We start from the raw sequence: 15,490 nt of genomic DNA, 5'->3' as shown, positions 1-15,490 counted from the left end.
ATGGCCAAGAAGTCGAAGATCGCACGCGACCAGCAGCGCAGGGAGATCGTGGCGCGTTACGCCGCGCGGCGCGCCGAACTGAAGGAGCTCATCCGGAAGCCGGGCACGCCGGCGTCCGCGCGCGCGGACGCCCAGGCCGAACTGCAACGCCAGCCGCGCGATGCCAGTCCGGTACGATTGCGCAATCGGGACGCCGCCGACGGACGACCGCGCGGTCATCTCCGGAAGTTCGGACTCTCCCGTGTGCGTGTACGCGAGATGGCCCACCGGGGCGAGCTGCCCGGTGTGCACAAATCGAGCTGGTAGACAACCACTGTTCTCGTGAGAAGGAACTCGTCATATGGCAGTCAAGCGAGCACCGTCTAAGAAGGTTCGCGCCGAGCAGGCCCGCCGTCCGAAGAAGAACCCGCTCATCGCCGCCGGCATCGAGACGGTCGACTACAAAGACGTGAACCTGCTGCGTACGTTCATCTCCGACCGCGGCAAGATTCGCAGCCGCCGGGTCACCGGGCTCACCCCGCAGCAGCAGCGCCAGGTCGCTGTCGCGGTGAAGAACGCCCGCGAGATGGCGCTGCTGCCGTTCACCAGCCGGTAGGCGGCCTCCGCCACGAGCGAACTCGAAAAAGACCCCCGATGCGCGAGCACCGGGGGTCTTCGTCGTCGCTACCGAACCGGCCGAGGTTACGGAATGGTCAGCACCTGGCCGGGGTTGATCGCGTCCGGGTTCGGGATGCCACTGGCGTCCGCGATCTCCTGGTAACGATTGCCGTCGCCGTAGAAGTGCTCGGCGATCGCCCACAGGGTGTCACCCGGCTCCACGGTGTAGGTGCGCGGCTCGGGGGCCGGCGGCGGAGGCGGCACCTCCTCGGCGGCCGGAGCCGCGACCTGCTCCTGCTCTTGCACCGGTTCCGCCTCCGGGGCGGGCAGTGGCGAGTCGGTGTGGGTGCCGGAAGCCCACAGCGCAATGCCGTCGGCGCCGTACAGCACGACGTTGCGATCGGCCTGCACGACCAGCCGCTCGGCCGCCTGGCCGTTGGTCTCGGTGGCCCATGCGGCGCCATCTGCCTTGTAGAGGACGAAGTTGCCGTCGTCCTGCAGCACCGCCCGCTCCACGCCCTGGTCATGAGTTTGGGTGGCCCACACTACATTCCCGTCCGGCTCGGACAGCACTAGATTGCCGTCGTCCTGCAGGGTGAGGCGGTAAGCCCCGCCCTGGAGGGATTGGCCCCGCCCGAGTTCTTCGCCTACGCGCAGCGTGTCGACCACGATACTTCCTTTCCAGAAAAGCTGGTAGAGCATCCGACATGGATGGGCGCCGCAACACCCTGGCGCACATCCCCGCCGAACTTACTGCCCCCGAACGCTTTTCGGAGTCATTACGCGCAGGGTTCGCGGAACGTTCACTGTGGGGTTCGTCCCAGTGCAGGACGCACCCGCGGGACGCTGTCGGATGGGCGCCGGGACTAGGGTGTCGGTATGGATCGGATCCGGGCCGGACGCGCCGCCACAGCTGTCGCCGTAGTGCTTGCCTGTCTCACCGCCACAGGTTGCGGCGGCTCGGACGACAAAGCGAAACCACCGCAGGCGAGCGCCACGTCCACCGCGGAGCCCCACACGCCGATCGAGGACCCGCGTGGGAACCAGGGCAACGAGTTCACCGCCGATCCGACCATCGTCGGCGCGCATCCGATCCCGTTCCGGTCGTGGACTCGCTTGGCGGACAACAAGATAGCGGTCAACTTCGAGACGGGGTCGCCGGAGTGCTACGGCGTGGACGCCACGGTCACCGAGTCGGGCTCGACGGTGACGGTCGAGCTGCGCTCGGGCAGCCGCGCCGAGGCGGTCGGCCGGATGTGCACGATGATCGCGGTCTTCGGCACCCTGGAAGTGCCGTTGAAAGAGCCGCTCGGCGACCGTACGGTACTCAGCGCGGTCTGAGCCAGCGCGCACAGCGCCTGCCCCGCCGGCGCGGTTCACATCGAGGCCGGGTAGCTGTTCGCTTGCGACCGGCCGCCTCGTCGCCGCCCATCTCGGAGGCGACGCCGTCTGCGCACCGGTGAGATTACCTATCACGTTGCAGCACAACCTAACTCATGGTTCGAAGCACGCGAATGGGCCAAACATTCTATGCCACTTGGCGATTCGTGGTCAGAACAAGCATCGCGATACAAAGAGCGCCGCGTCGGAGGGAATCCGACGCGGCGCACCAGCACTACCGATCTCAGTGCGCGAAGTGGCGTGCCCCGGTGAGATAGAGGGTGACGCCTGCCTCACGGGCGATGTCGATGGTCTCCTGGTCGCGCACCGAACCGCCGGGCTGGACGATGGCGCGGACACCGGCCTGGATCAAAGTCTGGGGCCCGTCCGGGAACGGGAAATAGGCGTCGGAGGCCGCCACCGAACCCTTGGCGCGGTCACCGGCCCGCTGTACCGCGAGGCCGACCGCGTCCACCCGGTTGACCTGCCCCATGCCGACGCCGACCGAAGCGCCGTCGTGCGCGAGCAGGATCGCGTTGGACTTCACCGCCCGGCAAGCGCGCCAAGCGAACGCCAGATCGGCGAGTGTTTCCGCGTCGGCGGGCTCGCCCGCTGCCAGGGTCCAACCGGCCGGGTCGTCGCCCGGAGCGTCCAGCACGTCACGCTGCTGCAGCAGGGCGCCGCCGCTGATCGGGCGCAGCTCCGCGCCTGCGCGCCGCGGCGGCTCGGCGACGAGGATGCGCACGTTCTTCTTGCGCTGCAACACTTCCACCGCGCCGTCGGCGTAGGACGGCGCGACGATCACCTCGGTGAAGATCTCGGCGACCTGCTCGGCCATCTCCACGGTGACCTGACGGTTGGCCGCGATGACCCCGCCGAACGCGCTGACCGGGTCGCAGGCGTGCGCCTTGCGGTGCGCCTCGGCGATATCGGCGCCGAGGGCGATGCCGCACGGGTTGGCGTGCTTGATGATCGCAACCGCCGGGTCTTCGTGGTCGTAGGCGGCGCGCCAGGCGGCGTCGGCGTCGACGTAGTTGTTGTACGACATCTCCTTGCCGTGCAACTGCCGTGCCTGCGCCAGGCCGAGGCTGCCGTCGCCGTTGGTGTACAGGGCGGCGGACTGATGCGGATTCTCGCCGTAGCGCAGCACCGCCGACCGCTCCCAGGTTCCGCCGAGCCACTCGGGGAACCGGATCGTCGTCTCGTCGGCCGCGCCGTCGCCGGTCAGCACGTTGGTCATCCAGCTCGCGACCGCCACGTCATAACTCGCCGTGTGCTGGAAAGCCTTGGCGGCCAGGGCCGTACGCTCGGCCAAGGTGAAACCGCCGGACTTCACCGCGGCCAGCACGTCGTCGTAGTCGCCGCTGTCGACGACCACCGCGACGGAAGGATGGTTCTTCGCCGCGGCGCGCACCATGGACGGCCCGCCGATATCGATCTGCTCCACGCACTCGTCGGGGGTCGCACCGCTCGCCACGGTCTGGGTGAACGGGTAGAGGTTGACCACCACCAGCTGGAACGCCTCGACGCCGAGCTCCACGAGCTGATCGACGTGTTCCTGCTTGCGCGAGTCCGCCAGGATGCCCGCGTGCACCCTCGGGTGCAGCGTCTTGACCCGGCCGTCGAGGGTCTCCGGGAACCCGGTCAGGTCCTCGACCTTGGTCACCGGGATGCCCGCGTCCGCGATCCTTCCCGCGGTCGACCCGGTCGAGACCAGCTCGATGCCCGCGGCGTGCAGACCGGTCGCGAGCTCCACCAGACCCGTCTTGTCGTAGACGCTCACCAGCGCCCTGCTGATCGGCCTGCGTTCACTCACCGGAGAACTCGCTCATCTGGGATAACTGCCTTTCGTCCGTCGGAGACAATGCCTCGCGTCGCGACGGCGGCGACGACTTCCGCCAGCAACCGTCGCTCGACAACCTTGATGCGCTCGTGCAGGGTGGCCTCGTCGTCACCCGCCAGCACCGGCACCGCCTCCTGCGCGAGGATCGGCCCGGTGTCCACGCCCTCATCGACCAGATGCACGGTGCAGCCGGTGACCCGCGCGCCGTAGGCGAGCGCGTCACGTACACCGTGCGCGCCGGGAAAGGCGGGCAGCAGCGCGGGGTGGGTGTTGATGATCCGGCCGCCGAACCGGTCCAGGAAGGCGGGACCGAGCAGCTTCATGAAGCCCGCCGACACCACCAGATCGGGCTGGTGCGCGGCGACCGCTTCGGTGAGCTCGACATCCCATGCGGCACGGTCGGGAAAGTCCTTCACCGCCACCCGGAAATGCGGCACGCCCTCGGCGTCCGCGTGGGTGGTTGCGGCGCAGAGCCGGTCGACCCCGACCGCGACGACCTTCGCCGGGTAGCCGGGTTCGGACGCGGCGTCCAGCAGGGCGCGCAGGAGCGAACCGGTGCCGGACGCCAGCACGACGACGGTGGCCGGCGTCGCTGTGGGCTTCCACGAGGCATACGGGGACGTCAGCGCTCTACTCCTGCGATCGATCGGATGGCGGACGGATGCGGCACCGCCGGGTTAGAGCCTAACGACCGTCCACCCCGCCACTCTCCGGCAGGTCCGTCTCGACCACCTCGGCGTCGACGATGTCCGGTGTGGGGTGGTCCCGGTAGCGGCCGCCGGTCTCGATCGCGGGCGCTTCGTCGACGAGTTCTGCGTCCAGCGGGGCTTCCAGTTGCGGCCGGTCGTAGTCGTCGTAGCGGTAGTCGTAGTCGTAGTCGTCGTCCTCGTAACGATCATCGTCTTCGTAGTAGTCACGCTCGTCCGCCTCGTAGTAGGCGTCCTCGTCGTAATACTCGTCATACGGATCGGTGTAGTCGGCAGGCGGGACGCCGACCGGCACGAGGAACCAGCGCGCGAACGCCAAGCCCGCATAGCCGGGAATCGCCAGCCAGGCGAACGTGATCAGGGTGAAGACCGGCAGGTCCAGGCCCACCCGGCCGATCGTGCCGAGTTCGCCGCCCGCGACCGTGCCTGCCACCGTCAGCGCCGACGCGGCGAGCGCGGCGGAAGTGAGCGTGGCCCACGGCGCGGTGATGCGGTCGGTGGAGGTGCGGGCGAGGTCCAGCCCGCCGAGCACGCCGACCGCGGCGGGAACCAGCAGCAACACCGGCCACCATCCCGCCGCCGGACCGGTCGGCACCGCGGTGAGCAGCGGGAAAGCCGGGATCGGGCCGCCGACGACGGAGAACACCCCGAAGGAGGCTGCGCCGATCTGCGCGCTGGAACCGACCAGCACACCGACGGTCTGGATCACCAAGTTCGGCAGATAGGCCAGTGAGAGCAGCGTCAGTCCGAGGACGCCCCCGGCGTTGCCCGCCGACTGGTACATGTCGCCGAGCCGGCCGATGTGCGCGAGGAACGAGACGACGACGACCGCCGTGGCGCAACCCAGCAGGCGCAAGACGGAGCGGCCCGCGCCGTAGAGTCCGGAGACGGCCCAATCGGGCATGCGCAGAAGCACGAACAGCTGTCGCCGGATACGGACGGCGATACCGATGGCGGCGGCCAGCAGGTACAGCGCCGTGACCCACGCGAACGCGGCGAGCGTGTTCGGCGGTTGCAGCGCGATGACACCGGAAGCGTCTTCGGTGACCGCGAGGCAGACGGAGGTGACCAGCAGCGGACCGCCCACGGCGGCGCCGACGATCCACCCGAGATCGGCTCTGGTGCAGTGCGGTTCCACGGCGCGCGCGCTTTCCCGCGCGGCCAGCCACACCAGCAGCGCGGTCGGCAGCAGCGGGAGCAGGCCGAGCGAGGTCTTGTCGATCACCAGCGGAACCTGGTGCACCCCCAGCCAGGAGGCAGCGATCGCTCCCGAGACACCGGCGAGATCGCTGCCCGATGCCAGCAGCGCGGCGAGCACCAGGACGACGAGGGTGGTCAGCCCGAAGGCCGAAGGGCGGCCCGCGACCGCGATGAGAACCCTGGACCGCTCCGGGGTGAGGGACAGAAACCCGGCTTCGTCCGCATCGGGGTGCGGTCGCGACGCGCGCGACCCGCCGATCCGGCGGGTCGAGGAGTTTCTGGAGGAGCTCATGGCATTTCAGCGTGGCATCCTCCCCGGCGCGAGCGGGTCAGGCGCGCCGCGCGCACGCGGTCGCCGCGCCGGGAGGATGCCGCCGAGTTCCTACTTGTTGTTGTCGTCCGAGGGACGGAATGCCTGGGTGGCGTCCGAGGAAGGATCGCTGCCCGTCTCACCGCCGAACGGCTTGTTCTGCTGGCTCGGCTGCGCCTGCTGTTGTCCGTAGCCCGAACCGTAGGGCGCCTGCTGACCGGACTGCTGCTGTCCACCGAAGTGCTGGGTCGCGCTCTCGTCCGGGCGCGGCTGCGCGCCGTAGGGCGAACCCGGCTGCTGGGATGCGCCGTAGGCAGTGGTCGGCTGGCTCTGCCCGTAGGGCGAGGGCTGCTGGCCGTACTGGCCCTGCTGACCTTGCCCCTGCTGGGCCTGACCGTAGCCCGGCTGGCTCTGCCCGTAGGGCGATGGCTGCCCCGCCTGGGACGGGAACTGCGGCGGAGCGGACTGCGCGCCGTAGCCGGACTGCCCGTAAGGGCTGGCTCCGTAGCCGGACTGGCCCGGCTGGCCGTAAGACTGCTGTCCCTGACCGTACGACGGCTGCTGGCCGTAGCCGCCCTGACCGAATCCGGCCGGCGCGGTGGCCGGGCGCGGCGCGGGCGCCTTGAGGATGCCCGCGTCGAACAGCGTCGCGGCGATCGCCACCGCGGCCTGCACGAAGGCGAGCACGAGCAGGATGTACGCGCCCACCTTCAGCTCGCTGCCCTCACCGAAGTTGAACGACTGGAACAGCAGCGCGAGGAAGCCCGCGGTCGACGCCGCGGCGGCCGCGCCGATCCAATTCTGCTTCGGCAACAGCGACAGGCCTGCGAGGAGGGCGCCCAGCAACAGCAGGCCGAGCAGCGGCGCGCCTGAGGCCACCTCGAAGAGGTTGGCCGACTCCGGTCCGCTGACCCTGGTGCCGCCGAAATCGATCGGCTTGCTGCCGAGGAACGGCAGGAAGCCGAGCAGGAAATTGAGCACGCCGAGCGCCGCTACGCCGACCACCAGGAAGAACGGCAGACCTTTGGCATCGGAACCGGTAGCGCTCGAACCTGCACTGGCACCACCGGTTGCCGGGCTCTGGCTGGATGGCGCTGAGGGCGAGGGTGTGTTGTACCCGGAGCCCCCGGTCGGGTAGGACATGTCGTCGTCTCCTAAATCGAGTCGTACATGGTATTCACGGCTGGATTACTCCTGACGCTACTGCACTCCCTCGCCCAGGTCACCCCGCCGCGACGGCCGGGACCCGCGAGTCGGCCCATATCCGGGCAGGTCGTGGCAGGTGTCCGGCCAGGAGTTCAGAGCGGGACCACCCACCGCTCACTGACACTGTTGCCCGCGATGGCGCTTTTCACACCAACCGGGTTCTCACCGGCGGGGAAATCGGTGTGACAGCTCGGTGAACCATTCGTCCGGCTGCCTCGTGTGGAGGGAGAAGGGACGACGGAACGCCCGACACTCCGCGGTTCCACACGTGGCCGGTCCGGAAGCTCGGCTGCTGCCCCAGCCGGAGCCCACCGCCACACATGACGAAGGCCGCCCCCCGAATTCGGAGGCGGCCTTCGTGGCGCGGTGGGAGATCAGGCGCTGATGCTGGCCTTCTCCAGGATCTCGCGAGCCAGCGCGGCGGTCTCGGACGGCGTCTTGCCGACCTTCACGCCCGCGGCCTCGAGCGCGTCCTTCTTCGCCTGGGCGGTGCCCGACGAGCCGGACACGATGGCGCCCGCGTGGCCCATCGTCTTGCCTTCGGGGGCGGTGAAGCCCGCCACGTAGCCGACGACCGGCTTGGTGACGTTGGCCTTGATGTAGGCCGCGGCCCGCTCCTCGGCGTCGCCGCCGATCTCGCCGATCATCACGATCAGCTTGGTCTCCGGGTCCTTCTCGAACGCCTCGATGGCATCGATGTGGGTGGTGCCGATGACCGGGTCGCCGCCGATGCCGATGGAGGTCGAGAAGCCGAAGTCGCGCAGCTCGTACATCATCTGGTAGGTCAGCGTGCCGGACTTCGAGACCAGGCCGATCGGGCCCTTGCCGGTGATGTTGGCCGGGGTGATGCCGACCAGCGACTCGCCGGGGGTGATGATGCCGGGGCAGTTGGGGCCGATGATCCGGGTCTTGGCGCCCTTCTCCACGTTGTAGGCCCACGCGTACGCGGTGTCCTGCACCGGGATGCCCTCGGTGATGACCACGAGCAGCGGGATCTCCGCGTCGATGGCCTCGATGATGGCGTCCTTGGCGAACTTCGGCGGCACGAACGCGATGGACACGTCGGCGCCGGTCTCCTTGATGGCCTCCGCGACGGTGCCGAAGACAGGCAGCTCGACCGCGTTGCCCTCGGAGTCGGTGTGCGCGACGGTGGTGCCCGCCTTGCGCGCGTTCACACCGCCCACGATCTTGGTGCCCGCCTTCAGCATCAGCGCGGTGTGCTTGGTGCCCTCGCCGCCGGTGATGCCCTGGACGATGACCTTGGAATCCTTGTTCAGGAAGATAGACATTCTTTTCGTCCTTACTCGGCCGTCGTTATCGGGCGGCTGCCAGTTCGGCGGCCTTGTCGGCGCCTTCGTCCATTGTCTGCGCCAGCGTCACCAGCGGGTGCGCGGCATCGACGAGGATCTGGCGACCCTCGTCCACCCGGTTGCCGTCGAGGCGGACCACCAGCGGCTTGTTCGCGTTGTCGCCCAGGATCTCCAGCGCCTTCACGATGCCGTTGGCGACCGCGTCACAGGCGGTGATCCCGCCGAACACGTTGACGAACACGCTCTTGACCTGCTCGTCGTTCAGGATGACGTCGAGACCGGCGGCCATCACCTCGGCCGAGGCGCCACCGCCGATGTCCAGGAAGTTGGCCGGCTTCACGCCGCCGTGGCCCTCGCCCGCGTAGGCGACGACGTCCAGGGTCGACATGACCAGACCCGCGCCGTTGCCGATGATGCCGACCGAACCGTCGAGCTTGACGTAGTTGAGGTCGTTCTCCTTGGCCTTCAGCTCGAGCGGGTCGGTCGCGTCCTTGTCCGCGAACGCCTCGTGCTCCGGGTGGCGGAATCCGGCGTTCTCGTCGAGGGTGACCTTGCCGTCCAGCGCGAGGATCTCGTCCTGCGGGGTGCGCACCAGCGGGTTGACCTCGACCAGGGTGGCGTCCTCGGCGACGAACACCTCCCACAGCTTCTGGATGGTCACGGCCGCGGTGTCCAGCACGTCGGCGGGCAGGTGGCCCTGCTCGGCGATCGAGCGCGCGAACGCCAGGTCGACGCCCTTGACCGCGTCGACGGGCACCTTCGCCAGCCGCTCCGGTTTGGTCGCGGCGACCTCTTCGATCTCCATGCCGCCCTCGACCGAGCACATGGCCAGGTAGGTCCGGTTGGCCCGGTCCAGCAGGAAGGAGATGTAGTACTCCTCCGCGATGTCCTTGGCCTCGGCGACGAGGATCTTCTTGGTGATGTGGCCCTTGATGTCCAGGCCGATGATGTTCTGCGCGTGCGTGAGCGCGTCGTCCGGGGTGGCGGCGTACTTGACGCCACCCGCCTTGCCGCGGCCACCGGCCTTCACCTGGGCCTTGATCATCACCGGCTTGCCGATTTCCGCCGCGATCGCGCGGGCGTCCTCGGCCGTGTCCGTGACGCGGCCCTCGGACGAAGGCACTCCGTGCTTAACGAAGAGCTCCTTCGCCTGATATTCGAAGAGATCCATGTACTCACCGTCTCGTCTGCGTTGTGATGACAACGTCTTTGTTGGCGGCCCGACGTCGGAAGCGGGTCGGGTCGGACTCTAATCAGTCACATGGAGGGCCAATCGGCCACGTTCATCGTAAGTGGCGCAGGTCACGGACCGGTGCGCGGGAGCGGTAAAACCGCTGGCCACCGCTACTGACGAGTAGGTTTTCGGCACCGTGGCAGGTAGAGCGGCCGAACCCGGGAGCGCGCGACGAACTACTACAACCCGTCGTCGGGGAACCTCTCCGGAATGCCCATAGCGCAGTGAGTTAATCGGCAGGCTAATCGTGATCAATCTCACATGTTTGTCACGGAACATGCGCAGCGCTTGTGGGCACGCAATCGTTTCGTTACCGTCAGTGCGGTCGATGTCACAACACGGTCACGACTAGGAGGACGGCAAGCTTTGACGCAGCACAGCACTCCGCAGACGGAGAGCCGCTCCGCATCCGACCGATCGACGCCGCTGATCAGGCAGTTTTCGAGTTTCAACAGCTTCACGATGTGGCACCGCCGATGAACCACAGCTCCACCTTCGCTTCCACTGATCGGGTCCGGTCGGGACATCGTTACCGCCCCGACGACGAGCCCTTCGACCCGGTGGGCAGCCACGCCGATCCCTCGTTCGATCAGCACCACGCCGGATACGATGCGCCGCCGCGGGCGGACTACTTCCACCCCACGAGCGGTGGATACGACTACGCGGCCGATGCGCCCGTCGATCCAAGCTATGCCCAGCCCGCTTACCGGAGCGAGTCCTACGCCGCCCCCCGCGCCGCCTACGACAACGCCTGGGACACGAACAGCTCGTGGGTGCAACAGAATTGGGCTCAGCAGGGCACCTGGTCCGATGGCGGCGCATGGAACGCAGGCGACGCGTGGACCGAGAACTCCGGCGACACGTGGACCGAGAACTCCCGCGACACGTGGACCGAAAACTCCGGCGAGGCGTGGGCCGAAGAGAGTTCCTGGACGCCCGACGAGAAATCGTGGGTGTCCGACACCGGCTGCTGGGCGCCCGAGGAATCCTGGGCGACCGAGACCACCGAGCCCGAGGCCGTTGATCAGGAGCGCAGCGCACCCGCCGTACCGAACGTTATTCCGGCCCGCCGATCCACGAACAAGCGCGGTGGCGCGCACCGCGTCCCCGCGCCGCCTGCCGCGCTCAAAGGTCGCGCCGCCGTCGCCGCCGTCGCCGCGGGCGCGGTCGTCGCGGCCGGGCAGGCCGCCTTCGCCGCACCCGAGCAGCCGTCGCAGGCCGTCGACTACGAAGCCGCGGGACAGATCCACGAGATCGCCGCGCAGTCGATGAACGTGGCCGATCCGACAGCAGCGCCGGATTCCCCCCAGGTGCTCAACGTCTCCTCGCCTGCCCATCTCGATCAGTTCAACGACATGTTGCAGAAGGGCCAGAAGTACGCCGAAGACCTCGCTGCCCAGGAGTCCGCGAAGCTTCGCCCGCTCTTCCACAAGTTCTTCGCCGCGGGCACCTTCACCTCCGGGTTCGGCGCCCGCTGGGGCGTGCAGCACCTCGGCATCGACATCGCGGGCCCGATCGGCACTCCGATCTACGCCGTTGCCGACGGCACCGTGATCGAAGCCGGTCCCGCGTCGGGCTTCGGCATGTGGGTCCGCCTGCTGCACGACGACGGCACCGTCACCATCTACGGCCACATCGACACCGCCACGGTGTCGCAGGGCCAGCGCGTGCTCGCCGGCGATCAGATCGCCACGATCGGCAACCGCGGGTTCTCCACCGGTCCGCACTGCCACTTCGAGGTCTGGCTGAACGGCGTCGACAAGGTAGACCCGCTCCCCTGGCTGGCGACCCGCGGCATCAGCCTCGGCCCGCAGCGCGACTGAACGACGCGGCCGCGTCACCAGTCCGGCCGCTTCCACACCCGCGCCACCTCGCGGACCGGGTCGCCTCGACTGGCACCGAGCAAGAATGGGCTCGCGTCCGCTGTCATGCGGAGGGGGCTGTCACGTTGCCTACGTTGCCGTGCCTGCGAACAATTCCGGCGCAGCCTTCCGCACCTTCTGCAATACTTTTGATGCGCGTTCAGAGGACACGTCGGACAGAATGGGCAGCGCGTACCGCCACAGGTTCGCCGCGTCCTCGTGCCGTCCGAGACGCCATCGGATCAGCCCTGTTTCCGCAGCGGAAAGCGCATGAATCCTGGTGTGATTCTCGAGGTTCCACATCGAATGCGACAGGTACAGGTACCGCTCGGCCTCAGCGTGGTCACCCAGGGCGGCGAACGCTTTCGATGTCTGGCCTGGCTACGCTCGCTTTGTTCGGGCACCAGAGCGCCGCCCAGCGAGGTAGCTCTGTGGTGACTTCCGTGTCTATCCATGGTTCCGCATTCCGGAGGGTGCTCCGCGCCGCTCGATGCTGCCCCGTTTCGGCATAGCAGCGCGCCAGACCTTACCAGGAACAACGACATGGTGTCCGGACATACCTTGTCGCGCGCCGCCGCCACTCCGCGTTCGGCGAGCTCGGCGGCGTGCTGCGGCTGCCGGACATCGGTGGCGTGCAACCCGAGAATGCGAAAATAGAAACCATCCTGTCCCGGAACTCCGGATTCTTCCGCGAGCCGCAATGCCGACAGGTAATACCGCTGCGCGATACCGTCCGCCCCGGCATCGTGCGCTTTGAAACCCGCCAGATAGGCCAACTCGGCGGCAGCGCTGAACGCAGCGGAACGGACCTTCGAATCGGTGAATCGCGACCGCAGCAACGACGCGACATCCGTACTCAGAAACTCCGCGACAGCAGTCCGGCCGATACCACCACCCTTGACCTCGTCCAGACGCAGAAAAGCATCCGTAATTCCCTGTACAGCGCGGACTTCCGGCATGCCGACGCGCGCCGCGTCATCGACCGCGGCCAACCGGGCTATGTCCGACTGCGATGCCAGCGCGGCCGAAAGCGCCGCACTGTAAACGGAAGTCCGCAGGAACGACCGCCGGTCGACATCCGCTCTGCCCAACACACCGACCAGTGTGACAGGATCACACGTCATCTCACCGCATGCGCGCATGTAGGCCGCGACCACATCGGCCGAAGCGACACGTGTAACCGTCTCCACATGGCCCAGATAACTGCGAGAACGGAATCCGCGCCGCCAACTCCGCCAGCGAAAACCCCGCCGCCTGCCTGGCGGCCCGCAGACGTTCACCGATATCAGGCGGCAATCCCCCATCCGTCCCCATGCGTGGACCGTAGGCGGGTCCTCAAAACGCATGTAGCCGTTTACCTGGTCCGAGTCGTAGATTTCCGGTTGCGCTGGCAAGCGCTTGGACGGGCAAGAGCTACCGGCCCGCTCAGACGACACCACCTCACAGGGCGGGGAGGCCGTTGGGTGCAGTGTCCTTGAAGAGTTCGAAGGCCGTGCGGCGAATCTTGCCCAAGGCAGTGGTGGCGCGTGCGGAGTCGACGGAGTGCAGGACAGGTAAGGCGGTCCGCCACGTGTTGAGGGCGTCGGTGTGTTTGCCGAGTTTCCAGCGCAACAGGCCCGTTTCGGCGGCGCTGAGCGCCCACACGCGGGCGTGGGTTTGTGGATTCCAGATGCTCGTGCCCAGTTCGTAATAGCGTTCGGTGTTGGCGAAGTCACCCAGAGCAAGGAAGGTCTTCGCCGCCTGGTCTACAACCGTGCCCTTGTTGGGGCACCACATCGATACCCAGCGGGGTTGCTCGGTGTTCAGATCGGGAGTTATGTATGGTTCGGCGGTCCGCAAGGCCGCGAGTGCCCCGGAGTGGTCGCCGGTTTCGGCATGACAGCGCGCCACGACGACAGTGAGCAACGCTGTTGCGTCCGGTCCGAGTCGGCCTCGGCCTCGAGCTACGGCCGCTTCAGCGAGGGCAGGGCTGAATTTCGTCTGGCCGATGTCTGCTCCCTGCATCGCCAATATGCGCAGGACCCAGGCGTCCTGGCCAGGCACCTGGCCTTCTTCCGCGAGCCGCAACGCCGACAGGTAATACCGCTGCGCGATACCGTCCGCCCCGGCATCGTGCGCTTTGAAACCCGCCAGATAGGCCAACTCGGCGGCAGCGCTGAACGCAGCGGAACGGACCTTCGAATCGGTGAATCGCGACCGCAGCAACGACGCGACATCCGTACTCAGAAACTCCGCGACAGCAGTCCGGCCGATACCACCACCCTTGACCTCGTCCAGACGCAGGAACGCATCGGTAATTGCCTGTACAGCACGGACTTCCGACATGCCGACGCGCGCGGTGTCGTGGACTCGGACCAACCGGGCCACATCCGACGGTGTCGCCAGCGCGGTCGCCGAAAGCGCCGCGCTGTAGACGGAAGTCCGCAGGAACGACCGCCGGTCGACATCCGCTCTGCCCAACACACCGATCAGTGTGACAGGATCACACGTCATCTCACCGCATGCGCGCATATAGGCCGCGACCACATCGGCAGACGCGACACGTGTCCCAGTCTCCACATGACCCAGATAACTGCGCGAGAACGGAATCCGCGCCGCCAACTCCGCCAGCGAAAACCCCGCCGCCTGCCTGGCGGCCCGCAAACGCTCCCCGATATCAGGCGGCAATCCCCCATCCGTCCCCATGCGTGGATCGTAGGCGGATTCGTAGACGGGTTGTAGCCGTTTCCCCAGTCCGGAAGTGAGTTTCCCGCGCAACGCTTGTCTCGGCACCCACCCGGCGGGCGCGTCTGTCCCGTCCGGAACGGACGCGCCGCCAGCCGTGAGCGGCTCGCGGTGACCTCACCCCGCCGGGTGGGGTGCGCCCGAATGACAAGCGACGAAGCAGGGGTGAAATGCGATGGGGTTCGATTGGTGGCGCGACGCCGAACAGGACGACATGTCAGCGCAAGCGATCATCGACCGCGTAGCCGCCGAGTGGCGCGCCGCACGCGAACGTGAACGCACCCGCGCCGAGCGGCCCGACCCCGCCCTGTGGCCTACCGGCTGGCCGCACGAAGCTCCCGACCATCCGTTGAGCGTTTCCGAAGCGCACCGGATCATGCAGCAGCACAGGGCATGCCGCGCCGATCAATGCCCGCGTAAGGCAGCGGCCCGGCAGACCCTCATCGACGCCGGACGCATGAAGCCGGACACCTCACGGTAGCCGCGCTGAACGTGTCTCAGCTACGACCCCGCTCCGACCGGTCCGGTGCCGAGCGGCGGTGGGATTCAGCCACCTGACTCAGCATCCGCGCCAAGACATGGCCCGACCGATACTCGGCCCATGCCTGCGTGAACGATCTTCGGTGTTCGAACACTTGGCGATTGAAGCGGAAGTCGCAGGCTCGCAAGGGATTCGCTCTAGTCGAGAAAGAGGGGCGTCGGGTGAGAGGTTCGCAGCAAGTGAGCCGACCGTGAACTAGGCTGGGTCGAGCCGGACGAGAGTCGAGTTGGAGTGGGGGGTCTTGTGTTCGATGTCAACCCGGAGAGCCTGCGGACGGCGGCGCAAGCATTGGCAGCCTTGCCGACAGAGATAGATGTAGCTGCGCCCTTGGGCGCCGATCAGGTCGACGGGAAGTTGAACGGATCTGCGGTCGGGCACAGTCTTGGGCAGACAACCACGTTGGCGGACCGAGCACGAGAAGCGTTGCAGGCTCGATTCACGCGGTTCTCAGTGAGCGTCTGGGAACTTCGGTTGTGTGTCTCGGTTGTGAAGTTCTGATTGCGGTTGATCGCGCATTGCGGCAACGTCGGGCTGCTCGCGGCCCGATCTGGTGGTGAATTCCGGTACCACAAGCTC

General features: G+C 67.6%; 14 protein-coding genes. 5 read left to right on the top strand and 9 right to left on the bottom strand.

Annotation, left to right across the window (positions count from 1 at the left end):
* Entirely contained in the window at positions 1–306 is a 306-nt protein-coding gene (gene rpsN, locus GVY39_RS32080) for a 30S ribosomal protein S14 (protein WP_159930738.1), read from the top strand.
* Between the two features lie 34 nt (positions 307–340).
* Positions 341–595 carry a 30S ribosomal protein S18 gene (gene rpsR, locus GVY39_RS32075; RefSeq protein ID WP_011211513.1) on the top strand — a complete coding sequence of 85 codons (255 nt, stop codon included), beginning with the start codon at positions 341–343 and terminating at the stop codon, positions 593–595.
* Between the two features lie 86 nt (positions 596–681).
* On the opposite strand, the gene GVY39_RS32070 is transcribed toward rpsR, so the two are convergent.
* A complete protein-coding gene (locus tag GVY39_RS32070; RefSeq protein WP_159930737.1) occupies positions 682–1,266 on the bottom strand; it encodes a LysM peptidoglycan-binding domain-containing protein in 585 nt (194 codons plus the stop codon).
* Between the two features lie 210 nt (positions 1,267–1,476).
* Here GVY39_RS32070 and GVY39_RS32065 point away from each other — a divergent pair, with 210 nt between their 5' ends.
* A complete protein-coding gene (locus GVY39_RS32065) occupies positions 1,477–1,938 on the top strand; it encodes a hypothetical protein (RefSeq protein WP_159930736.1) in 462 nt (153 codons plus the stop codon).
* A 283-nt stretch (positions 1,939–2,221) separates the two neighbouring features.
* Here GVY39_RS32065 and purH read toward each other — a convergent pair whose 3' ends face one another.
* The 6 genes from purH to sucC all read right to left on the bottom strand — a co-directional run bounded on the left by purH (position 2,222) and on the right by sucC (position 9,724).
* The gene (gene purH / locus GVY39_RS32060) at positions 2,222–3,793 is read right to left on the bottom strand and encodes a bifunctional phosphoribosylaminoimidazolecarboxamide formyltransferase/IMP cyclohydrolase (RefSeq protein WP_159930735.1); all 1,572 of its coding nucleotides are present in this window, start codon (positions 3,791–3,793) and stop codon (positions 2,222–2,224) included.
* Positions 3,790–4,446, bottom strand: coding sequence for a phosphoribosylglycinamide formyltransferase (gene purN, locus GVY39_RS32055; RefSeq protein WP_223521786.1), 657 nt, complete (start codon positions 4,444–4,446; stop codon positions 3,790–3,792). The genes purH and purN overlap by 4 nt, the downstream gene beginning before the upstream one ends.
* A 58-nt stretch (positions 4,447–4,504) precedes the next feature.
* Positions 4,505–6,019: a DUF6350 family protein gene (locus GVY39_RS32050; RefSeq protein ID WP_159930734.1), complete on the bottom strand. Its 1,515-nt coding sequence runs from the start codon at positions 6,017–6,019 to the stop codon at positions 4,505–4,507.
* Between the two features lie 90 nt (positions 6,020–6,109).
* Complete coding sequence (locus GVY39_RS32045) at positions 6,110–7,180, bottom strand: DUF5336 domain-containing protein (RefSeq protein ID WP_159930733.1); 1,071 nt, start codon at positions 7,178–7,180, stop codon at positions 6,110–6,112.
* Between the two features lie 437 nt (positions 7,181–7,617).
* On the bottom strand, positions 7,618–8,532 hold the full coding sequence (sucD, locus tag GVY39_RS32040; RefSeq protein WP_159930732.1) for a succinate--CoA ligase subunit alpha: 915 nt from the start codon (positions 8,530–8,532) through the stop codon (positions 7,618–7,620).
* Between the two features lie 25 nt (positions 8,533–8,557).
* The gene (sucC, locus tag GVY39_RS32035; protein WP_159930731.1) at positions 8,558–9,724 is read right to left on the bottom strand and encodes an ADP-forming succinate--CoA ligase subunit beta; all 1,167 of its coding nucleotides are present in this window, start codon (positions 9,722–9,724) and stop codon (positions 8,558–8,560) included.
* 539 nt (positions 9,725–10,263) lie between these two features.
* On the opposite strand from sucC, the gene GVY39_RS35470 reads away from it, so the two are divergent.
* The gene (locus GVY39_RS35470; RefSeq protein WP_159930730.1) at positions 10,264–11,610 is read left to right on the top strand and encodes a M23 family metallopeptidase; all 1,347 of its coding nucleotides are present in this window, start codon (positions 10,264–10,266) and stop codon (positions 11,608–11,610) included.
* 281 nt (positions 11,611–11,891) lie between these two features.
* On the opposite strand, the gene GVY39_RS32025 is transcribed toward GVY39_RS35470, so the two are convergent.
* Positions 11,892–12,839 carry a hypothetical protein gene (locus GVY39_RS32025; protein ID WP_159930729.1) on the bottom strand — a complete coding sequence of 316 codons (948 nt, stop codon included), beginning with the start codon at positions 12,837–12,839 and terminating at the stop codon, positions 11,892–11,894.
* 250 nt (positions 12,840–13,089) lie between these two features.
* Positions 13,090–14,334, bottom strand: coding sequence for a helix-turn-helix transcriptional regulator (locus tag GVY39_RS32020; RefSeq protein WP_159930728.1), 1,245 nt, complete (start codon positions 14,332–14,334; stop codon positions 13,090–13,092).
* Positions 14,335–14,548: 214 nt separating this feature from the next.
* Between GVY39_RS32020 and GVY39_RS32015 the strand changes: the two genes are divergently transcribed.
* Positions 14,549–14,854 (top strand): hypothetical protein, encoded by a 306-nt coding sequence (locus tag GVY39_RS32015; RefSeq protein ID WP_159930727.1) that lies wholly within the window; start codon positions 14,549–14,551, stop codon positions 14,852–14,854.
* The last annotated feature ends 636 nt before the right edge of the window (positions 14,855–15,490 follow it).

The organism is Nocardia sp. CY15 (assembly GCF_009829295.1).
In the GTDB taxonomy this organism is placed as follows: Bacteria; Actinomycetota; Actinomycetes; order Mycobacteriales; family Mycobacteriaceae; genus Nocardia; species Nocardia sputi.
Note: the sequence above shows the minus strand (reverse complement) of the source record. Positions and strands in the feature narration are given on the sequence as shown.